General features: G+C 60.4%; 20 protein-coding genes. 11 read left to right on the forward strand and 9 right to left on the reverse strand.

Translation table 11 applies throughout. The features are described 5' to 3' along the window. The first annotated feature begins 3 nt into the window (after positions 1–3). Both ACVW0Y_RS15580 and ACVW0Y_RS15585 read left to right on the forward strand, forming a co-directional pair. On the forward strand, positions 4–273 hold the full coding sequence (locus ACVW0Y_RS15580; RefSeq protein WP_457439254.1) for a hypothetical protein: 270 nt from the start codon (positions 4–6) through the stop codon (positions 271–273). 83 nt (positions 274–356) lie between these two features. Continuing rightward, positions 357–833 carry a nuclear transport factor 2 family protein gene (locus ACVW0Y_RS15585; protein WP_457439256.1) on the forward strand — a complete coding sequence of 159 codons (477 nt, stop codon included), beginning with the start codon at positions 357–359 and terminating at the stop codon, positions 831–833. 73 nt (positions 834–906) lie between these two features. Here the strand turns inward: ACVW0Y_RS15585 and ACVW0Y_RS15590 are convergent, their stop codons facing one another. The 6 genes from ACVW0Y_RS15590 to ACVW0Y_RS15615 all read right to left on the reverse strand — a co-directional run bounded on the left by ACVW0Y_RS15590 (position 907) and on the right by ACVW0Y_RS15615 (position 8,077). Then, complete coding sequence (locus tag ACVW0Y_RS15590; protein WP_457439258.1) at positions 907–1,800, reverse strand: transporter substrate-binding domain-containing protein; 894 nt, start codon at positions 1,798–1,800, stop codon at positions 907–909. Then, entirely contained in the window at positions 1,800–2,558 is a 759-nt protein-coding gene (locus ACVW0Y_RS15595) for an amino acid ABC transporter ATP-binding protein (protein WP_457439260.1), read from the reverse strand. Before ACVW0Y_RS15595 ends, ACVW0Y_RS15590 begins: the two co-directional genes overlap by 1 nt. Further along, a complete protein-coding gene (locus ACVW0Y_RS15600) occupies positions 2,555–3,214 on the reverse strand; it encodes an amino acid ABC transporter permease (RefSeq protein WP_457439262.1) in 660 nt (219 codons plus the stop codon). Before ACVW0Y_RS15600 ends, ACVW0Y_RS15595 begins: the two co-directional genes overlap by 4 nt. Next, positions 3,195–3,860, reverse strand: a complete 666-nt coding sequence (locus ACVW0Y_RS15605) for an amino acid ABC transporter permease (RefSeq protein WP_457439264.1) — start codon at positions 3,858–3,860, stop codon at positions 3,195–3,197. Before ACVW0Y_RS15605 ends, ACVW0Y_RS15600 begins: the two co-directional genes overlap by 20 nt. Then, positions 3,857–5,074 carry a threonine synthase gene (locus tag ACVW0Y_RS15610; RefSeq protein WP_457439266.1) on the reverse strand — a complete coding sequence of 406 codons (1,218 nt, stop codon included), beginning with the start codon at positions 5,072–5,074 and terminating at the stop codon, positions 3,857–3,859. Before ACVW0Y_RS15610 ends, ACVW0Y_RS15605 begins: the two co-directional genes overlap by 4 nt. A 432-nt stretch (positions 5,075–5,506) precedes the next feature. Beyond that, positions 5,507–8,077 carry a bifunctional diguanylate cyclase/phosphodiesterase gene (locus ACVW0Y_RS15615; RefSeq protein ID WP_457439268.1) on the reverse strand — a complete coding sequence of 857 codons (2,571 nt, stop codon included), beginning with the start codon at positions 8,075–8,077 and terminating at the stop codon, positions 5,507–5,509. A 346-nt stretch (positions 8,078–8,423) separates the two neighbouring features. Here ACVW0Y_RS15615 and ACVW0Y_RS15620 point away from each other — a divergent pair, with 346 nt between their 5' ends. From ACVW0Y_RS15620 to ACVW0Y_RS15640, 5 genes are read left to right on the forward strand one after another with little or no spacing between them, the layout of a single operon-like run. Then, positions 8,424–9,569: an AI-2E family transporter gene (locus ACVW0Y_RS15620; RefSeq protein WP_457439270.1), complete on the forward strand. Its 1,146-nt coding sequence runs from the start codon at positions 8,424–8,426 to the stop codon at positions 9,567–9,569. Between the two features lie 5 nt (positions 9,570–9,574). After that, positions 9,575–11,095 carry an efflux transporter outer membrane subunit gene (locus ACVW0Y_RS15625; protein WP_457439271.1) on the forward strand — a complete coding sequence of 507 codons (1,521 nt, stop codon included), beginning with the start codon at positions 9,575–9,577 and terminating at the stop codon, positions 11,093–11,095. Further along, positions 11,088–12,206: an HlyD family secretion protein gene (locus tag ACVW0Y_RS15630; protein ID WP_457439273.1), complete on the forward strand. Its 1,119-nt coding sequence runs from the start codon at positions 11,088–11,090 to the stop codon at positions 12,204–12,206. The genes ACVW0Y_RS15625 and ACVW0Y_RS15630 overlap by 8 nt, the downstream gene beginning before the upstream one ends. Further along, positions 12,196–13,227 (forward strand): DUF2955 domain-containing protein, encoded by a 1,032-nt coding sequence (locus ACVW0Y_RS15635; RefSeq protein WP_457439275.1) that lies wholly within the window; start codon positions 12,196–12,198, stop codon positions 13,225–13,227. Before ACVW0Y_RS15630 ends, ACVW0Y_RS15635 begins: the two co-directional genes overlap by 11 nt. Positions 13,228–13,239: 12 nt before the next feature. Continuing rightward, positions 13,240–13,677 carry a potassium channel family protein gene (locus ACVW0Y_RS15640; RefSeq protein WP_457439276.1) on the forward strand — a complete coding sequence of 146 codons (438 nt, stop codon included), beginning with the start codon at positions 13,240–13,242 and terminating at the stop codon, positions 13,675–13,677. A gap of 242 nt (positions 13,678–13,919) precedes the next feature. Here ACVW0Y_RS15640 and ACVW0Y_RS15645 read toward each other — a convergent pair whose 3' ends face one another. Further along, entirely contained in the window at positions 13,920–14,375 is a 456-nt protein-coding gene (locus ACVW0Y_RS15645) for a type II 3-dehydroquinate dehydratase (protein WP_457439278.1), read from the reverse strand. Positions 14,376–14,390: 15 nt separating this feature from the next. Further along, positions 14,391–15,746, reverse strand: a complete 1,356-nt coding sequence (locus tag ACVW0Y_RS15650; RefSeq protein ID WP_457439280.1) for an MFS transporter — start codon at positions 15,744–15,746, stop codon at positions 14,391–14,393. A gap of 162 nt (positions 15,747–15,908) precedes the next feature. Between ACVW0Y_RS15650 and ACVW0Y_RS15655 the strand changes: the two genes are divergently transcribed. The 3 genes from ACVW0Y_RS15655 to ACVW0Y_RS15665 all read left to right on the forward strand — a co-directional run bounded on the left by ACVW0Y_RS15655 (position 15,909) and on the right by ACVW0Y_RS15665 (position 19,078). Next, a complete protein-coding gene (locus tag ACVW0Y_RS15655; RefSeq protein WP_457439282.1) occupies positions 15,909–16,793 on the forward strand; it encodes a LysR family transcriptional regulator in 885 nt (294 codons plus the stop codon). 60 nt (positions 16,794–16,853) lie between these two features. Continuing rightward, positions 16,854–18,245, forward strand: coding sequence for an MFS transporter (locus ACVW0Y_RS15660; RefSeq protein WP_457439284.1), 1,392 nt, complete (start codon positions 16,854–16,856; stop codon positions 18,243–18,245). 296 nt (positions 18,246–18,541) lie between these two features. Then, positions 18,542–19,078: a DUF2199 domain-containing protein gene (locus tag ACVW0Y_RS15665; protein ID WP_457439285.1), complete on the forward strand. Its 537-nt coding sequence runs from the start codon at positions 18,542–18,544 to the stop codon at positions 19,076–19,078. Between the two features lie 288 nt (positions 19,079–19,366). Here ACVW0Y_RS15665 and ACVW0Y_RS15670 read toward each other — a convergent pair whose 3' ends face one another. Further along, entirely contained in the window at positions 19,367–19,768 is a 402-nt protein-coding gene (locus ACVW0Y_RS15670; RefSeq protein ID WP_457439287.1) for a GFA family protein, read from the reverse strand. Between the two features lie 136 nt (positions 19,769–19,904). Here ACVW0Y_RS15670 and ACVW0Y_RS15675 point away from each other — a divergent pair, with 136 nt between their 5' ends. After that, positions 19,905–20,195, forward strand: coding sequence for a hypothetical protein (locus ACVW0Y_RS15675; protein WP_457439289.1), 291 nt, complete (start codon positions 19,905–19,907; stop codon positions 20,193–20,195). The last annotated feature ends 154 nt before the right edge of the window (positions 20,196–20,349 follow it).

Here is a 20,349-nt window from a genome sequence, read left to right on the forward strand (position 1 = left end):
GCCATGCCCAACGCAACCTTCAGTCGCCCGATTCCTAAATGGCAAGCGCAGGGCGGCGATGACAGCCCTGCCAGCTCGCCACAGCTTCTGGCTGCCGTGGAATGGGAAGGCAGCTACCTGCTGCCGCAGTGGCAGGCGACTGCCGAGCCGCCCATCAGCGCCGCACAGAGCTCCCCACCGGCACGGGCGAAACCCTGGCTGAGCCTATGGCGAGCGCTGCGGGTAAAACCCCGACCGGCCAATCCCTGGCACCGCGCCCAGCTCAGCCAGTAACCCGCGGGCGGTGTTTCCCATTGCTGCTTTCCCATCGCGGCTTTTCCATCGCCACTGTCCCATCCCTAAAAGGAGCAAGCGCTATGTCCACCCCGGAAATTCGTCAACCGGTGCCGCCCTTCACCCGCGACACCGCCATCCTCAAAGTGCGGCTGGCCGAAGACGGTTGGAACAGCCGCGACGCCGGCAAAGTCGCCCTCGCCTACACCGCCGATACCCGTTGGCGGAACCGTGCGGAGTTCGCCAGCAGCCGCGCCGAGGCCGAGGCCTTTCTGCGCCGTAAATGGAACAAGGAACTCGACTACCGCCTGATCAAAGAACTCTGGGCCTTTACCGATAACCGCATTGCCGTGCGCTACGCCTATGAATGGCACGACGACTCCGGCAACTGGTTTCGCTCCTACGGCAACGAAAACTGGGAGTTCGCCGAAAACGGCCTGATGGCCCATCGTTTCGCCTGCATCAACGACCTGCCGATCAGCGAAGCCGAACGCAAATTCCGTTGGCCGCTGGGACGCCGTCCGGATGAGCATCCTGGTTTATCGGAGTTGGGCCTGTAAGCCCGCCGATGCCACGCCTGCGCCCACAAAAAAGCCCGCCAAGCGGCGGGCTCCTGGTTAAGCGCAAGGCGGCTTAGCCTTCCCACTTACCGCCTTCAACGATCACCGATTTCGGATCGGTACCGTCGGCCAGTTGCGCACGCACGTACTGGTCATAAAGCTTGAGCAGGAACTGCTCTTCGCCCAGCTTGCTCAGCTCGCTGTTCACCCAGTCACGCAACTCGATATTGCCCTTCTTCACCGCCGGAGCAATCGGGGCTTCGCTGCCCAGTTTGTCACTCAGCACGCGGTAGCCAGGGTTCTGTTTGGCCCAGCTGAACAGCACCAGATTGTCCTGGGCGTAGGCGTCGCCACGGCCATTGGCCAGGGCTTGCAACGATTCGGAGTTTTTCTCGAACTTCAGCAGTTTCCAGTCCGGATGGTTTTTGGTCAGCCAGATATCGGCGGTGGTGCCGGTGGTGACGATGGTGGTTTTATCCGCCAGGTCATCCAATTTCTTCACCGCACTGCCCTCGGGCACGATGGCCTGGACCGCAACGCGCAGATTGGGGTTGGTGAATTCCACCGCTTCGGCACGCTCCGGGGTCACGGTCATATTGGCCAGAATCAGGTCGACCTTGTCGCTTTGCAGAAAGGGAATACGGCTGGCCGGTTCCACCACCACGAACTCCACCTTGCTGGCATCGCCGAGCAGATCCTTGGCCAGGCGCTTGGCAATATCGGTGTCAAAGCCCACGTAGGTGCCGTGCTCATCGACAAAGCCGAATGGCGGTTTGTCGCTGAATACGCCGACGACCAGCTTGTCGCGGGCCTTGATCTTGTCCAGGTAGCCGGCGCTTGGCGCAGCTTCCTTGGCCGGCTCGGGGCTGGCTTCCTTGCTGGCTTGTTTGGGCGCATCAGCGTTGCCGCAACCGAGCAGAATGCTGGCAGCGAGCACGGGGAATAACAGGGCAGTTGTACCTTTCATCATGCTTTCCTTTTAGACATGTTTTCCAAGTAGGAGAACTTCTGCAGAAACTGCTGCGCGCGTGCGGTTTGCGGGTTACTGAAAAAGCTTTCAGGGTCGTTCTGTTCGGCAATCACACCGCCGTCCATAAACAGAACGCGGTCGGCCACCGCGCGGGCGAAGGCCATTTCGTGGGTGACGATCAACATGGTCATGCCGCCCTCGGCGAGCCCGAGGATGACCTCAAGCACCTCCTTGACCATTTCCGGGTCCAGGGCGGCGGTTACTTCATCGAACAACATCACTTCCGGGTTCATGCACAGCGCCCGCACGATGGCGATGCGCTGCTGCTGACCGCCAGACAGCTCGCGCGGGTAGGCCGTGCGTTTGTCCAGCAAACCGACCCGCGCCAGCAGCGCCTCGGCCTGGGCCAGGGCTTCGCCATAGGCACGCTTCTGCACGTGCAAGGGGCCAAGCAGAATGTTCTCCAGCACGGTCTTGTGCGGGAACAGGTGGTAGCTCTGAAACACCATGCCGATGCGCTGGCGCACCGCCCGCCAATCGGTGTCGGCGCTCAGCTCTTGCCCGGCGAACCGCAGCTGCCCGGCATGCCCCTCCTCCAGGCCGTTCAGGCAGCGCAACAGGGTGCTTTTGCCGCAACCGCTGGGGCCGAGAATCACCACCACCTCGCCGCGCTGCACCTGCAGATCGACACCGCGCAGCACCGGCACGGCACCGAAGTTCTTACTGAATTGCGAGAGTTGCAAAAGCGCGCTCATGCGTGACTCCAACGGCGTTCGAGCACGCGTGACACGGCCGACAGCGGAAAGCACAGAAGAAAGAAAAAGGCGAACAGAAAGCCGTAGATCAACACCGACTCATAGGTGCGCTCGATGATCTGCTGGCCCACCTTGATCACGTCCACCACGCCGATCAGCACCGCCAGCGAGCTGGTCTTGATGATGCGGGTGTAGACATTGATGGTCGGCGGCGTGATGCGTTTGAGCACCTGTGGCAGCAGAATCTGCCCATACAGGCGGGGCAGGCCAAGGCCAATCGCCAGGCCCGCTTCGCGCTGGCCACGGGGCAGCGAGTGCAGGCCACCACGCACCACCTCGCCCACCTCGCTGCCCCCCCACAACGACAGCACCAGCACCGCGCAACTGAAACTCGACAGGCTGACACCGAGAAAAATCGGCAGGCCGAAGAACAACAGATACAGCCAGACCAGCACCGGTATCGCCCGGAACAGCTCCAGATAGATACGCAGCGGCCACTCCAGCCAGCGCTTGTTAAGGTCGCGCAGCACGCCGTAGAGAAAACCGCCCAGGGTGCTGAAGCAGATCGCCGCCGCAGAAATGCTCAGCGTCTGCCAGGCACCTTTGGCCAGTTGCGGTGCCGACACCAGCAGCAGATCAAGACCCGAACTGGGCATGCTGCAACCTCCTTTCCACGCGCACCAGCAACAGCGACAGCGGCAGAAACAACAGCACGCAGATCGCCGTCAGCAAGGCGAGCATCTCGTAGGTTTTGTAATACAGGGCGATATAGCTTTTGGTGGTGTAGAGAATTTCCGGCACCGCCACGGCCGAGACGATGGTGGTTTCCTTGAGCAGAAAAATGAAGTTGGCAAACAGCGCCGGCAGGCTCAGCGTGGCCGCCTGCGGCAGCACCACATGGCGGAGCAATTGCCAGCGCGACAGGCCGATCGACAGCCCGGATTCGATCTGCGCTTTCGGCACTGCCTCCACGCCTGCACGCAGCACCTCAGTCAGGTAGGCACCGCCAAGAAAGGTCATGGCAATAATCGCCGCACTGAAACCGGACAGACGAATACCCACACTGGGCAGGGCGAAATAGATAAAGAACAGCTGCAACAACAGCGGCGTATTGCGCGCCACCTCGATATAGCCCTTGACCAGCGTGCTCAACACCCGCACACGCAGAACCAGAATCGAGGTATTCAGCAGCGCCACCAACAGCCCGGTGGCAATGGCGATGGCCCCCACCTGCAGGGTGACCAGCACCGCCTTGGCAAAGGCCGGCAGCGTGGACAGCAGAAAATTCCAATCGAAGCTCATCGCGGCAGACGCTCCCCGGGCTGCAGCAACGGCACGTCCACCGCCTGGGTATCGGGGTACTTGATGCCGCTGCCGGTGTTCAACACCACCACCCGCTCACCGGCACGAATCCAGCCGCTGTGCCGCAACTTGCGCGCGGCGGCGTACAGGGCCGCCCCTTCCGGACAGACAAACGCGCCCTCCAGCTCGGCCACCTTGCGTTGCTCGGCCAGCAGCTCGGCGTCGTCCACCGCGATGGCATAGCCTTCGCTTTCGTACAGCGCGCGCAACACCAGAAAATCGCCAAGCGCCTTGGGCACATTGATGCCAAAGGCCACGGTGCGTGAGTCCGCCCAGAACTCCGACGCCTCGGCACGCGCCTCCCAGGCTTTGACAATCGGCGCACAGCCACTGGCCTGTACTGCCACCAGGCGCGGCAATGGCTGGTCGGCATCCAGCCAGCCCAGTTCACGCAGCTCCTGGAAGGCCTTGTGGATACCGATCAGCCCCACGCCACCGCCAGTGGGATAAAGGATCACATCGGGCAGACGCCAGCCGAACTGCTCGGCGATCTCAAAGCCCATGGTCTTCTTGCCTTCGATGCGGTACGGCTCTTTCAGTGTCGAGGCATCGTACAAACCACCTGCCGCCACCGCCTCGGCCACCTGCTTGCCGGCATCCGAGATAAGGCCGTTGACCAGGTACAGATGGGCACCGGAGATCGCGGTTTCCAGGCGCGTGATCTGCGGCGCATCCTGCGGCATCACCACCGTGGCCTCGATGCCTGCACGGGCGGCATACAGCGACCAGGCGGCACCGGCATTGCCATTGGTGGGCATGGCCAACGCGCGCACGCCCAACTCCTTGGCCTTGGACACCCCCACCGCCGCGCCACGGGCCTTGAACGAGCCGGTGGGGATAATGCCTTCGTCCTTCAGCCAGAGATCGTCGATACCCAGGTCACGCCCCATGCGCGGGGTTCTGAACAACGGCGTAAAGCCTTCGCCGAGACTGACCACATGCGCCGGGTCGAGCACCGGCAGCAGCTCGTGGTAGCGCCACAGACTGGCCTCGCGGCCGAGCAGATCCGTGGGTTTCCATACCTCGCGCAGCGCGTCGAGGTCGTAGTCAACCAACAGCGGCGCACCGACCTCGCTCAGTTGCTGGATCTGGCTGGCGTCGTAACGGCGACTGGTTTTCGGGCAATGCAGATGGGACAGATAGCTATAGGGCATGGCAGGTGCCTAAGGGGCAAAAAGTGTTCAAGGCTCACGGCGGGGCAAACCACAGCAGGGGTTATTCACGCGGGGCGAGCAGGCATTCAGCAGCGGGCGCGATGGCTCACGCGGCAAGTTCCCATGGCGGGAGCGAGGTGAATGCAGGCATCCATTCGAGGTGCAGTGGCCGGGCCACTGTGGGGGTATGTGCCATCAACATGGCGGCTCTCCAGGTAACTGCGCGTTCGTGGCGCGCGGTGATCAAGAACGACGGGGTATCCGCCAATGTTCATGAGCGGCGCGCCGATTGATCGGCAGGTACGCAATGAGGAGAGAAACTCTATAGATATAAAAACTTTATTTTAAATATCGTTTACGCATAACCATATGGCCGAGGTCAGGGTTGGTCCTGGGGCTTGGGCATGGCTTGGCGTGGGAATAGCCCGCGTCTCAGCCATCGACGGTGATTGCACCCAACAAGGCAGTGAAAGCATCGACATCCAACGGACGGCTAAGGAAATAGCCTTGGCCTTCATCGCAGGCGATGGCTTTCAGCATACTGAGGTGCTCCGCCGTTTCGATGCCTTCGGCAGTCACGGTGAGCGACAAGGCGCGGCCCAGGTCGACGATGGCGAGGATGATCGCCCGGTCTTCCTCGCTGCCCTCTATCCGGTTGAGAAAGCTGCGGTCGATTTTCAGACCATCGAAGGGAAAAGTGCGCAGGTAGCTCAGCGACGAATAGCCGGTGCCGAAGTCGTCCATGGCCAGGCGCACGCCGAGGGCTTTAAGGGTATGCATCAGCGCCAGCGCGCCTTCGGCGTCGTCGAGCATCACGCTCTCGGTAATCTCCAGCTCGACCCGGGAAGGCCGAATGGCCGAGTCGCTGAGTGCCTTGGCGATGCGCTCGGTCAACCGCCCGCCTTTGAATTCGAGGGGCGAGAGATTGATCGAGATAAACAGCTGTGGCGGCCACTGCGCCGCCTGCTGACAGGCAGTACTGACCACCCAATCGCTCAACGGAATGATCAGCCCGGTCTGCTCGGCAATCGGGATAAAGGTGTCCGCAGGGATAAGCCCCCGCTGCGGGTGCTGCCAACGCACCAGGGCTTCCGCGCCGACCATCTGGCCATCGGCGAGCCGATAACGCGGCTGATAATGCAGGCGCAGTTCGCCGTGCTCGATGGCGAAACGCAGGTCGGATTCCAGCCGACGGCGCTCGATGATCTTGTTGTTCATCTCACCGGAATAGAAGCGCCAGGTGCTGCGGCCGCCGGCCTTGGCCTCATACAAGGCGATGTCCGCATAGCGCAGCAACTCGCTGGACTCCAGCGCATCGTTGGGTGCCATGGCGATGCCGATACTGGCGCTGACATAGGTTTGCTGGCCGTCGATCTCGATGGGCAGCTCGATGGAGCTCAGCAGGCGTTGGCACAAAGCCTCGACATTACTTTGCGAACCGATCTGGGAAAGGATCAAAACAAACTCGTCGCCGCCGGTTCGGGCCACCAGGTCTTCATTGCGCACGCACTCGGCCAGGCGCTTGGACACCACATGCAGCACCTGATCACCGGCGGCATGGCCAAGCAGATCGTTGATCGGCTTGAAGCGGTCGAGGTCCACGCAGAGCATCACCAGCGGTTGTTCCAGGGTTGGCGTTGCCCTCAGCTTGCCATCCAGGAATGCCTGCAGCCGCGTTCGATTGGCCAGCCCGGTCAGGGCGTCATGCTGGGAAAGAAACTCGATCTGCCGCTGCGCTTCGACTTCCCCGGTGACGTCGGTGGCCGTGCCGCGAAAACCTTGCTCCGGCATGGCGCGTGCGGAAACCCGGGTCACACGCTCCTGACCATTGCTGCCCATATAGCGACAGTGAATGCTGTTTTCCCCACGGCGACTGGCCAGGCTCAACCACTGCGAAGGGGTGCCGTACTCGGTAGCCATAAGTGCATCGATCGAGGTGCCCATCCAGGCATCTCTGGTCAGCCCGGTGACCGCCTCGAAGCGCTCGGACAGGTAGGTAAAACGCCACTGGCTGTCGATTTCCCAGATCCAGTCTGAGCTGATCTCGACGATATCGCGAAACCGTGCCTCGCTGACGGCCAGAGCGTTCTGGCTGCGTTGCAACGACTGATAGCTGGCATCCAGCGCTTTAGCCCCGGCCTTGGTACGGTGCCATGACACCCAGGCCATCAGGCAGACCAACAACGCGGTAAGACCCAGCAGCGGAAAACCCAAGCCCAACAAGCGCCGGCCGGGGATTTCCGGCCGCCAATGCAAATGTCCTGCGGCAGCGTTTTCGCCCAAGGCCAAGGTCGCCCCGCCGTTTAACTCATCGGCCGTCGCCAGGCGTAGCCCCTCGACACCGTACTCCTTGCCCAATTCCTTAAGGCCAGCCGGGTCCAGCACGCGGACAAAGATCAACACCGAAGGCAGCCGGCCATCGAGCTCTACGCTCGGGTCGGTTCCGGGCGTGATCGCCGCCGCCGCGACCAGAGCAGGCTGCCCGTCGATATTGATAAAAGTGCTGATGGGCATTTCTTCCTCAGCCGCGGCGCGGGCCTTGGCAAGCACCGCAGCCAGCGCTTGGCCCAGCCAACTCGACGCCTGAGTGGACTGCAATTGGCCCCTGATCACCGCGTACACCGTGTGATCGCGGTCATCCACCACAAACAAGCCCTGCAGGCCAAAGTCGCTGTACAGGGTGGGCCCGACGTTCTGCCGCACATAGGCCCAGTCGGGGTCCACCTGATGATGCAGGTGGCGATAGGCATCCCCCCAGAACGCGTAATCCCTCACCGTCGAGCGCAGCGAATTTTCCAGAGATTGCAGCGCCTTCTGCGTATAAAAAGCGCCCTCGCCCTCCTCGGTCTGGTCCAGATCCTGGGCCAGATAAATAAGCAAATAGCCCGCGAAAAAAAACACGCTGATCAACAGACCGACAAACTTGAAAAAAGAAGCTCGGGTCAGCGCCACACTTGAGCGGTCAGGCGTGGTTCCGCTATCAGGCGGGAGATCGTCGGTCATTAGATCCTCACTGGCAGAGGGCAACGCAAGACAACTACTGGTCCTGGCCAACTCAGTTTAAGTGAGCATGGAGAAAGCGTCGGGGAATGTAACGAGATGGGCGATGGCCTTGGGTTGGCGAGGGCCAGGAGCAAACCGTTGCCGGTCTGGCATCGAAATGCGATACCAAGCAGCAGGACTGGTTGAACAGCGGGGCGCATTCCTGCTACCTGCCCGCCGTAGCAGCCTTTTACTGGTTCAAAGCGCAAAATCACGCCCTTTTCATCACTTCCTTGCCTCATCGGCCAACCCTCGGCAAATCTCCGTCTATGCTGCCTCCATGCGTCGAACAGCAAGGAGCTAGGCAATGTTAGGTTCAAACATTTCCGCAAGGGCGATTTCCGGTGGTTTGCTTGATGTGTTGATCCGCGCCGGACTGATCACGGTGCTGGTGCTGTTCTGCTTCCAGATCTTCCAACCGTTCCTCAATCTGATGCTCTGGGCAATGATCCTGGCCATCACCATGTACCCGCTGCACAACCTGCTCAAGCGCAAGATGGGCAACAAGGATGGCCGCACCGCCACCCTGATTGTCGTCGTCGCCCTGGCCTTGCTGATGGTGCCGATTTACCTGTTGGGCACCTCGATCAGTGAATCGATCGAAGGCACCCTGGCGATTCTCAAGTCCGACAGCGTCTCCATCCCGCTGCCAAACGAAAAAATCGCCACCCTGCCGCTTATTGGCAAGCCGCTCTACGCCTTCTGGTATCAGTCGGCGACCGATATGAGCAGCGTGCTGATGAAGTTGATGCCGTATATCAAAACGATTGGCTTGACCCTGCTGGGCAAGATGGCCGGTGTGGGTGTGGGCTTTCTGTTGTTTATCGGGGCACTGATCATTGCCGGTGTGCTGATGGCTTACGGCGACAACGGCGAACGCAGCGCCATCGCCATTGCCAACCGCCTTTCCGGCCCTGAGCGCGGCCCGCGCATTACCACCCTGTGCACCGCAACCATCCGCGCAGTCGCCCAGGGCGTGGTGGGTATCGCCTTTATCCAGATGCTGCTGGTGGGGGTCGGCTTCGTGCTGATGGGGGTGCCTGGTGCCGGGCTGCTGGCCATGGTCGCGCTGTTGATGGGGATCATGCAGTTGCCGGTGATTCTGGTGACGATACCGGTCATTGCCTATGTGTTTGCCACTGACGGCACCACCCTCGGTACCGTGGTGTTCTGTATCTACAGCGTGATTGCCGGCATGTCCGACAACGTGCTCAAGCCCCTGATGCTGGGCCGCGGCGTCGATGTGCCGATGCCGGTGATTCTGATTGGTGCCTTGGGCGGTATGGTCAGCGGCGGTTTTATCGGCCTGTTTATTGGCCCGGTGATGCTGGCGGTGGCCTATCAACTGTTCTGGCAATGGGTCGAGGACCAGCCGCACATCGAAGTGCTGGATGAACTACTCAGTGATGAGCAGCCGCGAATTGAGGCAGCGAACGACCTCCCGCCGGTCTGAAGCGCATGCGCGTGCTGTGCTGCCCTGCACGAATCAGTGGGCTGCTGCTGTGTGGCGCGGTGGGCCTGGGCGGCTGCGTGCGCCTGGGCCCGGACTTTCAGTCACCGACCCAACCGTGGGTCGATCACTGGAACACCCAGGCCCTGGAACTTGCCACCCAGCACCCTGCGCAACCCGATAGCCGCCAGTGGTGGCAGGTATTTGCCGACCCGGTGCTCGACCACCTGATCGCCGAGGCGGATGCGCACAACGCCGACCTGGAAATTGCCGGCCTGCGGGTGATGGAAGCCCGCGCCCAGCTGGGCATTGCCCTGAGTAGTCGCTACCCGCAAGTGCAACAGCTCAGCGCCGATAGCGCCTACCTCAAGCGTCGCCAGTGGGGCGGCGACAATCCGCAGGACAGCCATCTGTGGCAGCACAGCGCGGGTTTCGACGTCGGTTGGGAACTGGATTTCTGGGGCCGCTTCAGCCGCGCCATCGAGTCCGCCGATGCGGCCTGGTTCGCCGCGCAGAGCAACTATGAAAACGCTCTGGTGCTGTTGCACGCTCAGGTGGCGCAAACCTACTACGCGCTGCGTACCGCCGAGGCGCGCCTGCTTATTGCCAAGAACAACGCCAAGCTGCAGAAGCGCAGCTATGAGATCACCGAGCGTCTGTTCGCCAGCGGTGACAATGCCGAGCTCGATCTGCAACAGGCCAAGACCCAGTACCTCGGCACCCTGAGCACCATCCCGGATTTCGAAGCGCAGGTCGCCAGCACCCGCAATGCCTTGTCCATCCTGATCGGTCGCCCGCCCGCCGCAATGCCGGAACTGCAAAGCAACACCGCCGTGGTGCCGCTGGTGGACCGCGCCGTGTTGCAGGGTGTGCCGATCGATCTGCTGTTACGCCGCCCGGATGTGCGTAGCGCAGAAGCGCAAGTGGCGGCCCAGTCGGCGTTGATCGGGGTTGCCGAGGCCGACCTTTACCCCTCGATCAGTCTGTTCGGCAGTATCGTCTGGTCCGCCAACTCCCTGGATGGCACCTCCAACACCCTGGACCTGATCGGCGGCCCTAGCCTGCGCTGGGATGTATTCGACCATGGGCGTATCACCAACAACGTGCGCATTCAGGATGCCCGGCTGCAACAGCTGATATTGGTTTACCAGGACAGTGTTCGCCAGGCGGCGCGTGAGGCCGACGATGCGGCGACTGGTCTGGTCAAGGCGCTGGAGCGCGACCAGATCCTCAGCGAAGCGTCGATTGCCGCCGAGCGTTCGGTGGCTCTGGCCAATACCCAGTACCGAGAAGGCTATTCGGATTTCCAGCGGGTTCTCGATGCCCAGGCGGCCCTGTTCGCCCAGCAGGATAACTACCTGGTCAACCGCAACACCGCCGTCAACAGCCTGATTGCGCTGTACAAGGCCGTCGGCGGCGGTTGGTACAGCGACCGTCCGCTGCTCCAGCCCGCCACCCGCCAACAAATGCAGCAACGCACCGACTGGGGCAACCTGCTCGATGAAGGGAAGGAAGGTGTCCATGAGTGACCGCCAACAAGAACTGCAAGAGCCCGCACCCGCGCCTGCGGCCGACCCGGCAAAAAAGGCCGTGAGCGGGGTTGCCGTGCTGATCCTGCTGAGCCTGGTCTGGTACCTGCTGGCCGACCGCTATACCCCCTATACGCAACAGGCACGGGTGCAGACCTTTGTGGTTCCGGTGGCGGCTGAGGTCGCGGGCAGGGTCACTAAAGTCAACGTGCGCAACAATCAGGAGGTCAAAGCCGGCGACGTGTTGTTCGAAGTGAACCCGCAGCACTACCAGATCGCGGTCGACCGTGCGCGTGCCGACTTGCAGACCACCCGCAAGCAGATCGGTGCCAACACCGCAGGCATCGACTCCAAGATGGCGTCCCTGAAAGCCGCCCAGGCCAATGAAGTCATGTCCAGCCAGGACCTGCAACGCCTTGAGCGCCTGTACAAGGAAGACGCCGGGACCATCTCCCTGCGCCGCCTGGAAGTGTCCCGCTCCACCCTCAATGCGGCTGTCGCCCAGGTCACGGCAGCGCGGGCAGAAGTGGAACGCGCCCGCGAAACCCAAGGGGGCGGCGACGAGAAGAACGCCATCTTGCTGAGCGCCATCGCCAACGTCGACAAGGCCGAACTCGATCTGGCCAACAGCGTGGTGCGGGCCCGCTCCGACGGCCTGGTTACCGACCTGCGCACCGATGTCGGCCAGTTCGCCGCAGCCGGTGCGCCGCTGATGACCTTGATCGCCATCCACGATGCGTGGGTAAGCGCCGACATGACCGAGAACAACCTCGGCAAGATAAAGCCCGGAACTCCGGTGCGCATCGTCCTGGATACCCTGCCCGGGACAATCTTCGAAGGCCATGTGCGCAGTATCGGCTATGGCGTCAGCACCGGCCAAAGCACCCCGGCCGGAACCCTGCCGACGGTGCAGAACAGCCGGGACTGGCTGCGCCCGGCGCAGCGCTTTCCGGTGATCATCGAGCTTGAACCCGGCCAGTTGACCGATATCAGCGGCATCCGGGTCGGCGGCCAGGCCGAAGTCATGGCGTTCCCCAACGAAGGCAACCCGCTGAACCTGCTCGGCCGGCTGTTCCTGCGGGTAATGAGCTGGTTGTCCTATGCCTACTGAGCAACAGGTGCGGGCCCGGCGCGCCCGGCGCCTGGCAACCGGTACGGCGCTGTGCCTGGCCGCGAGCTTCGGCCTGGCGCTGCCCATTCCCTTTATCGCACCGATGCTGGCGCTGACGATGCTGGCGGCAATGAACCAACCGCTGCCGTTCAAGGCCAGCCTGGGCCTGGCCATGGTGTTGATGCTGACCACCGGCAGCGGCCTGCTGCTGATACCACTGCTGCACTACTACCCGGCAAGCGGGGTGATGCTGGTGGGCCTGTGCCTGTTTCTGGTGTTCAGGTATGGCATGAGTGGCGGCAACTCGCTGGTCGCCACTTTTATGGTGGTGGGCTTGACCATGATCAGCGCCGCCGGCGCTAGCGATTTCGACCTGGCCCTGCAGGTGATTCTCTCGTTGGTCAAAGGGCTGCTGCTGGCCGTCACAGCGGTATCGATCAGCCACTGGCTGTTCCCGGACCCGCTCGGCACCAAACCGCCTGCCCCCGCTCCGGCACTGGCGGCCGATGAAATCAGCTGGCTGGCCCTGCGCGCCGCGCTGGTGGTGATGCCGGCGTTCCTGCTGGCGCTGATCGATCCGGCCAGCTTTATGCCGATCATCATGAAGTCGGTCGGCCTCGGCCAGCAGAGCACCGTCACCGGCGCACGCACGGCCGGCCGGGAACTGCTCGGCTCAACCCTGCTTGGCGGCCTGCTGGCGATTCTTTTCTGGTTCGCCCTGGGCCTGTTCGTCAACCTGTGGATGTTCTTCCTGTGGATGCTGTTGTTCGGCCTGGTGCTGGCGCGAAAACTTTACGGCCTCAGCCCCGGCAGCTACAAACCGAGCTTCTGGCTCAACAGCCTGACGACCATGATCATTCTGCTCGGCCAGTCGGTGCAGGACAGCGCCGCCGGCAAGGATGTCTACACCGCCTTCGCCATCCGTATGGGGCTGTTTATTCTGGTCACCCTGTATGCCTGTGCAATGGTTTACCTGCTCGATAACCGCCGGCAACGCCGACACGTCCAAGCCAACCACTGAAGAGGGTCACCCATGCTGATCAATTTCCTCGTAGGTCTACCGGTGATCGTGCTTTGCGTCTTGTTGCAGGCGGTGTTCCTGGCCCTGTGTGCGCGGCGCTATGTGGCGCTGCGCGGCAAGATGAACGGCAGCACCACCAAAGCCGGTGACGTGCGCTTGCTGTCGATGGTCATGGTGGTGATGCTGATCGGCAACTACGTGCAAATGGCCCTGTGGGCCGCGCTGTTTCTGCTGCTCGGTGAATTCAAAGACTTCACCACCGCGCTGTACTTCTCCGGCGTGACCTTCGCCACCCTGGGCTACGGCGATGTGGTGCTAAGCCAGCAATGGCGTCTGCTCAGCCCCCTGGAGGCGGCCAATGGCATTCTGATGTTCGGCGTTTCCACCGCCATCATGACCGCAGCGGTTATGGACCTGATCAAACAGAACGCGGTTGGCCAGCAGGAATAACAACGACCGGGTGCGAACGCTCCATAGCTGCCCGCCGTAGCGGACATCGGTTGCCTGCCCCCGCCGTCTTTGTAAAACCGTGAATGGGGATTCGAGGAATCCCCGTTTTCTGGTTTCGCCACTCCCATCCCTATCCAAGGGGATGGGCTGGCGGGCTTACAAGAGCCGCATTACAACAACGATATCGGGTAGACGACGGTTGCCGAGCTGGCACTGACAGCCAGGGTCAGGCCGATCAACGCTTATTGTGTGGCTGCGTTACGACGCAGCAGGTCATCGATGGCCCTGATAGCCAGGGGATAACCGTCAGCGCCCATGCCACAGATCACCGCATTGACCACGCCGGACATGATCGAGTGGCGATGCAGTTCATCGCGGGCATGGATGTTCGACAGATGCAGTTCGATCAGCGGGGTGTCGAGCAGCTTCAGGGCATCGAGTACTGGAATCGAGTGAAACGAGAACCCGGCCGGGTTGATGATCAGCGCCGCGCCTTGTTCGAACGCCTCCTGAATCCAGTCGATCATTACGCCTTCGTGGTTGGTCTGGCGAAAGTCGCATACCAGGTCAAGCTCCTCGGCCAGCCGTTCACTGGTCTGACGAATCTGATCGAGCGTGGTGTGGCCGTAGATGTGCGGCTCGCGACGACCTAGCAGATTCAAGTTAGGGCCGTTGAGGATGAAGACGGTGCGGTTCATGGTCGTCCTACTGCTTTATTTGGAAAGAATGGCTGAAGAGCGGGTGTCGACGGCGTCGTCTTTGGCGACAGCGTTGAGGTCGATGCCGCGGGTTTCCGGGCCGAGAAGGATCATTGCCAGCGAGATCAGGTTGATCACCGCGCACAGCGTCACCAGAGGCCATGGCGAGTTGTTCGATTGGCTCATCATCCATACGGCGATCATCGGCATAGGGCCGCCAATCACAAGGTTGGCGCCGGTGTAGGCCAGTGCCGAGCCCGAGTAGCGAACCTGGGTCGGGAATGCTTCTGCAAACGCCACGGGCTGAATACCGCTTTGGAACTGGGTAAAACCCAGGAACAACCCCATGACCGCCATGATGGCGGCGACGTTGAGTGTGTTGAGGATCGGGAAGTACACGAACAGGATCGCCAAGGTCATGCAGGAGCCCAGGGCCAGCGCCTTCTTGCGGCCCCAGCGGTCCGCCAGATAACCACCGGCCAGGGCACCGAAAATGGCGCAGACGTTGGCCACCATCAGCGACATAAAGCCCGTCGACTGGCTGAAGCCCAGGTGCTTGGTGAGGTAGCTGAGGGAGAAAATCACGATCAGGTAGAACAGCGCAGCCGGCGAGCAGAAGAACAACATCAAACGCAGGATGGTTTTGTAGTGGCTGCTGACGGCCGATTTCAGCGGGCTTTTTTCCTGAGGGGCCTGGGTCTTTTTCAAGGCGACGAAAGCGGGGGTTTCATCGACTTTCAGGCGGATAAAGATCGCCACCACTACCAGCACGAAGCTCATGAGAAAAGGGATTCGCCAGCCAAAGCTTTCGAATTGCTCACTTGAGAGTGTCGCTGCCAGGCCCATTAACACACCATTGGCCAATATCTGGCTCAGCGGTGAGCACAAGCCGAGCATGCCCGAATAACGCCCGCGGCGATCGGGGGCTGCGTGCTCCAGCGCCATCAGTTGTGCGCCGGTGGATTCACCACCCAGGGCGAACCCTTGAATGATCCGCAGAATAACCAGCAGGATCGGTGCCAGAATCCCTACCTGGCCGTAGGTTGGCAACAGGCCCATCAACACCGACGCCAGGCCCATCATGGTCACAGTGGCCAACATCAGGTTGCGGCGGCCGAGTTTGTCGCCGAGGTAGCCGCACGTAATGGCACCCAATGGTCGCGCGGCCAAACCAACACCGAAGGTCGCCAGCGACGCAAGCAGCCCGGCAGTCGGTTCCATCGCCGGGAAAAACAGCTTGGGCAATATGGTCGCCGACACGGCGCCATACAGGGTGAAGTCAAACCATTCCAGGGCGGTGCCTATGGTCGCGGCGGTCACCGCTTTGCGAGGCATGCGCAAATCATGAGTCTCGTGACTGGTTGTGCTCATTGAGGTGCTCGTCATTTTTATGATTATGGGGTGCTCCAACGATCCAGCCCGAGCAAGGGCACCAGCAGAAACGTCGAAGTGAATAGACGTTAATTCATACGGCCTGCAGAATAATTATCGAATTTACGATAAATAGATAAGCCAGCCTTATGGATGCGAACTATGGAACTGCGCCACCTGAAAGCCTTCGTAGTCGCCGCCGACCTGCAGCACTTCAGCCGCGCAGCCGAGCAACTGGGCATCGCGCAACCAGCGTTGAGTCAATTGATGCGTACGCTGGAGTCCGAACTGGGCTTGGTATTGTTCCGCCGGGAAAATCGTGGGGTGGTGCTGACCGCTGCCGGCGAGGCGTTTTTACCCCATGCACGGCAGTCCATCGAGTCCAGTGAACTGGCAATAGCCGCTGCCCGGCGTGCCAGGCGCGGCGAAGTGGGCGAGATCAATATCGGCTATCACTCGGCATTGTTCGAGGCCAATTTGCCGCAACTGCTGCGCCATTACTTCAGCACGTTTCCCGAGGTCAAGGTGTCGCTGGTTGACGCAGGCATTCGCACGCAGTTCGACATGTTGCTCGACCACAAACTTGATCTGGCCTTTGCCAGGGTGTTCAAGGATCACCTGCCGGACCGCCTGCGCACCCATCATTTCAGCCAGTCCCGACTCGTCCTGCTGATGCCGGATAACCATGGGCTGGTCGACAGTTTCAGCGGAGACCTGGCGACACTGCGCCATGAGAAGTTCGTTTTCCTCCAGGACAGCTCCGGTATCGGCCTGACCTCGCACACCCTTCAGGCGTGCCGGCAGAACCAGTTGCACCCGCAGAACATCATGTATGTGCCATCGCTGATGAGTATCCCCGGGCTGGTGGCCGCCGGCATCGGCCTGAGCATCGTGCCTGAAAGCATGACCCGCCTGAGTATGCCGGGCATACGCATTGTGCCGCTGGCCCAAGAGGAAATGGTCAGTGAACTGTCGCTGATCTCACGAATTGATGAGCGCTCCAGTGCAGTGCTGCACTTTATCGAAGAGGCTCATGGCTGGGGATAACGTTGCTCGCCTTTCGATAGTAAAGTGTCGAGCCCTGTCGTAACGCCACAGAGGCGGCTGATGTCTCCATATCGCTCAACATTGATTGCCCTTTTGGTAGCGGTGACGTTCTTTATGGAGAACCTCGACGCTACGGTAATCGCCACCGCGCTGCCGGATATGGCCGGAACCTTTGGTGTACCGGCGGTGGATATGAACATCGGCATGAGCGCGTACATGCTCGCGGTGGCGGTGTTTATTCCAATCAGCGGCTGGTTGGCCGATCGCTTCGGCTCACGACTGATATTCAGCTCGGCCATCGTGCTGTTCAGCCTTTCTTCACTGCTCTGTGGCTTGAGCGACAGCCTGCCGGCCTTTATCGCAGCGCGCGTGCTGCAGGGCATCAGCGGCGCGATGATGGTACCGGTCGGACGTCTGGCAGTGCTTCGCACCACCGAGAAAAAAGATCTGGTACGGGCCATCTCCTTTATCACCTGGCCCGGTCTGGTCGCGCCAATATTAGGTCCCCCCTTGGGCGGTCTGATCGTTACCCACGCGAGCTGGCCGTGGATTTTCTACCTCAATCTACCCTTGGGCTTGCTGGCGTTGATGGCCGCACTGGTGCTGATTCCCAAGCAAGACCAGAGCATTGGCCGGTCTTTCGATTTCGCCGGCTTCCTACTCGCCGGCGGTGCCAGCGCTGCGTTGCTATTCGGTATGGAACTGTTGGGGAAAAGTCCGGCCATTGGACTGGCACCACTGGCACTCACTTGCGCAGGGGCACTGCTCGGGGTCCTGGCCTGGCGTCATATGCGCCGGCATGGGCAACCGTTGCTGGCGCTGGATGCATTCGCCATACGGACGTTCAGCGTCTGTTTATGCGGTGGATCGATCTTCCGCATCGCCATCAGCACCTTGCCGTTTCTCCTGCCGCTGATGTTTCAACTGGCCTTCGGGCTTTCTGCATTGGATTCAGGGCTTCTGGTCCTGGCGGTCTTTGCCGGTAATCTGGCCATGAAGCCATTCACCACCCAGGTGATGAAACGCTGGGGCTTGCGCCCGGTGTTGCTGGTCAACGGTGGTCTGGGCGTACTGGCGATTGCGGCCTGTGCCTGGCTGGACCAACAGATGAGTTGGGCGCTGGTCATGTTCATTCTGTTTGTCGGCGGTTTGTCGCGATCCATGCAGTTCACCGCGTTTAACTCCCTGGGTTTTGCCGATGTCCCCAAGGAGCAGATGAGCGCAGCCTCAACCTTGTTCAGCATGTTCTTCCAACTGAGCATGGCGATGGGGGTTGCCACGGGTGCCCTGCTGTTGCGCCTATCGATGGGCATCCATGGCAATACCGGGACCGCCGGGACGACCGACTTCCAGCTGACATTCCTGTGTGTCGCCGCGGTGGCGGCGATTGGCTTGCTGGACATCCTGCGATTGCCGTCGAAGGCTGGTGATGCGGTATTGCAGCGGACCTGAACGGGTGAGGGATTGGCGGCGATGGGCTGGTGCTATCAATACCGGGTCCAGTGAATCGCCTTGGTTTCCCAGACCTATCTGACCGTCTCGCGAAAGAACGCCTTCGTCATGTCCGCTTTTGGCCGTTAACTGCCTGTCGTTACCGACTGCAATCGACCAGAAGCAGATGTTTGGATTAAGCAAAAATAAATCTGTTCCCTTGATGCATGATCTTGCTAGGGTACCGCCGTTCTGTTCAAAGCGCCGTGTTCGCCATGGCGCTCTGTGCAATCCAAATCAGCAATCAAGGAGTAGTCATGGCAGGGATTTTTGCCTTTCGATGTGCAAGTTGCGATGAGGTGCATGAAAGCTCTCCGTCCTTCGGTTTCAACGCGCCCGACCATTACGCGAATCTTTCAGATGAGCAGAAAGAACAGCTTGGTTGGCTCAGCGATGACTTATGCACAATCACTCGCGGCGACCACACGGATTTCTTTATCCGCGCCGTGCTCGACGTTCCCATTCACGGGGTGGACGAGCCATTTAGCTGGGGCGTATGGGTATCGGTTTCGCCGCAAAGTTATGAGCGCTATGTAGCGACATACGACGCCCCGGTGAAAGGCGATGTTTTTTTTGGCTGGGTCTGCAACGCTATTCCCTACTATCCCAAGGGCGAGCATCTAGCTGCCGACGTATTGGTTCGCCTGCATGGCTTACGTCCCCAACTTCGCCTGCAAGCCGGCGAAGGGCGTAATCACCCTTTGATTGCAGATCAGCACAACGGCATCACGGTGCAAAGGGCGCAGGAACTCGCCGAGTTTTTAATGCACCAGGACTCAAACCCTGCGCCATAAGTTCTGCCGCCCGCGACACTGCATATGCCTGACCTGCAAGACTTAACTACTCAGCCAACCTATGCCAAAGGCAGCTTCTGGCCGTTAACTGCCGGTCGTGACCGGCTGCAAACGGCCCAGAGTGTGTATAAACGCTGGGCCCAAATTGAAGTGCGCGCGTCTACACGAAGTCTGAAATTTATCGGCAGGTCATCAGATGTAGACTTTGCGTAGGAACGCTTTTTTCACCCCGACTTTTGGCCTTTGCTGCGCTTGAAAACGTTTTCACACAGCCTCGGCCAAAAGCGGTCAATCGATCTGAGGCGATGAGTAGGATGGCGTATACCAGTGAACTCTGGAGGCGTCATAAACGTGTTTTTGCTTCTGAGGCGTGAAGGGGGTGTCTAGTGTGCCCAGGGCTATCGAAACCCAATCGGAAAATTTACCTTGAGAACGTGACCAGAACAAAGTCGAACCACACTGCGCGCAGAACTCGCGTAGCACCGATTCTGAAGAGGAGTACGTAGTGATGTGCCTAGCGCCATTGAGTATCCGTAGTGCGCTGCGGGGCACGCTACCATACGAAGCGAATGCTGCACCGTGACCTTTACGGCATTGACTACAGTGACAATGACTCACAGCTTTTGGCGTAGTAAGTAGCTCGTAACTGATTGCTGTACAAAGGCAGCTTCCCTGGTAGACCTCTGTCATGTGTTCGTCCCTGACGCTGGAATAGACGCCAGCTTAACCACGTTTATCTGATCCGTCGAACGTCCGAACGTCCGCGCCTGGCCGATTGAAGCCACTCACGATAGGCTGCTATCCCCATCCTAACTAGGTACCAGGAATGCCCCGAATTCGGACTGAAAGCGCCAAGGCCGCCGGCAAGCTGATCAAAGAGATTCAACGCGTCTGGAACTACAACATTGAGTACGGGCAGCCAAATGCGAGTCTTAGCGAAGACATCCTGGATCTTGCGCATGATCTGCTTCAAGCCCGGGACGCTCCAGGCATCAAACGACTGCTTGGGAAAAGAACTGTGAAGCAGTATCTCGGCAGTCTCTGGGTTGAATCCCATCCAGCGGTAAAAGCGCGGGTAGAGCAGCTTGAGCAGGCAATCGCCAGTGAGAGCGCGTGATATGTGGGCGCGCCTGAAGTAAACAGTAACGCCCGTTGCGGTTCAGCGAAAAGAGGACAGATTGAACCACCCCCGATATTTCGGACACCCATGAAAGGGGGCAATCCCCGAGGAGGTGTTTGGTGGAACAACGTAATCGGTTTACAGCAGAGTT

The organism is Pseudomonas sp. TE3786 (assembly GCF_054057335.1).

Excerpts from the sequence above, each read along its gene's own strand:
- ACVW0Y_RS15580 (WP_457439254.1), top strand. The coding sequence starts at position 4 with ATGCCCAACGCAACCTTCAGTCGCCCGATTCCTAAATGGCAAGCGCAG.
- ACVW0Y_RS15585 (WP_457439256.1), top strand. The coding sequence starts at position 357 with ATGTCCACCCCGGAAATTCGTCAACCGGTGCCGCCCTTCACCCGCGAC.
- ACVW0Y_RS15590 (WP_457439258.1), bottom strand. The coding sequence starts at position 1,800 with ATGAAAGGTACAACTGCCCTGTTATTCCCCGTGCTCGCTGCCAGCATT.
- ACVW0Y_RS15595 (WP_457439260.1), bottom strand. The coding sequence starts at position 2,558 with ATGAGCGCGCTTTTGCAACTCTCGCAATTCAGTAAGAACTTCGGTGCC.
- ACVW0Y_RS15600 (WP_457439262.1), bottom strand. The coding sequence starts at position 3,214 with ATGCCCAGTTCGGGTCTTGATCTGCTGCTGGTGTCGGCACCGCAACTG.
- ACVW0Y_RS15605 (WP_457439264.1), bottom strand. The coding sequence starts at position 3,860 with ATGAGCTTCGATTGGAATTTTCTGCTGTCCACGCTGCCGGCCTTTGCC.
- ACVW0Y_RS15610 (WP_457439266.1), bottom strand. The coding sequence starts at position 5,074 with ATGCCCTATAGCTATCTGTCCCATCTGCATTGCCCGAAAACCAGTCGC.
- ACVW0Y_RS15615 (WP_457439268.1), bottom strand. The coding sequence starts at position 8,077 with ATGACCGACGATCTCCCGCCTGATAGCGGAACCACGCCTGACCGCTCA.
- ACVW0Y_RS15620 (WP_457439270.1), top strand. The coding sequence starts at position 8,424 with ATGTTAGGTTCAAACATTTCCGCAAGGGCGATTTCCGGTGGTTTGCTT.
- ACVW0Y_RS15625 (WP_457439271.1), top strand. The coding sequence starts at position 9,575 with ATGCGCGTGCTGTGCTGCCCTGCACGAATCAGTGGGCTGCTGCTGTGT.
- ACVW0Y_RS15630 (WP_457439273.1), top strand. The coding sequence starts at position 11,088 with ATGAGTGACCGCCAACAAGAACTGCAAGAGCCCGCACCCGCGCCTGCG.
- ACVW0Y_RS15635 (WP_457439275.1), top strand. The coding sequence starts at position 12,196 with ATGCCTACTGAGCAACAGGTGCGGGCCCGGCGCGCCCGGCGCCTGGCA.
- ACVW0Y_RS15640 (WP_457439276.1), top strand. The coding sequence starts at position 13,240 with ATGCTGATCAATTTCCTCGTAGGTCTACCGGTGATCGTGCTTTGCGTC.
- ACVW0Y_RS15645 (WP_457439278.1), bottom strand. The coding sequence starts at position 14,375 with ATGAACCGCACCGTCTTCATCCTCAACGGCCCTAACTTGAATCTGCTA.
- ACVW0Y_RS15650 (WP_457439280.1), bottom strand. The coding sequence starts at position 15,746 with ATGAGCACAACCAGTCACGAGACTCATGATTTGCGCATGCCTCGCAAA.
- ACVW0Y_RS15655 (WP_457439282.1), top strand. The coding sequence starts at position 15,909 with ATGGAACTGCGCCACCTGAAAGCCTTCGTAGTCGCCGCCGACCTGCAG.
- ACVW0Y_RS15660 (WP_457439284.1), top strand. The coding sequence starts at position 16,854 with ATGTCTCCATATCGCTCAACATTGATTGCCCTTTTGGTAGCGGTGACG.
- ACVW0Y_RS15665 (WP_457439285.1), top strand. The coding sequence starts at position 18,542 with ATGGCAGGGATTTTTGCCTTTCGATGTGCAAGTTGCGATGAGGTGCAT.
- ACVW0Y_RS15670 (WP_457439287.1), bottom strand. The coding sequence starts at position 19,768 with ATGACAGAGGTCTACCAGGGAAGCTGCCTTTGTACAGCAATCAGTTAC.
- ACVW0Y_RS15675 (WP_457439289.1), top strand. The coding sequence starts at position 19,905 with ATGCCCCGAATTCGGACTGAAAGCGCCAAGGCCGCCGGCAAGCTGATC.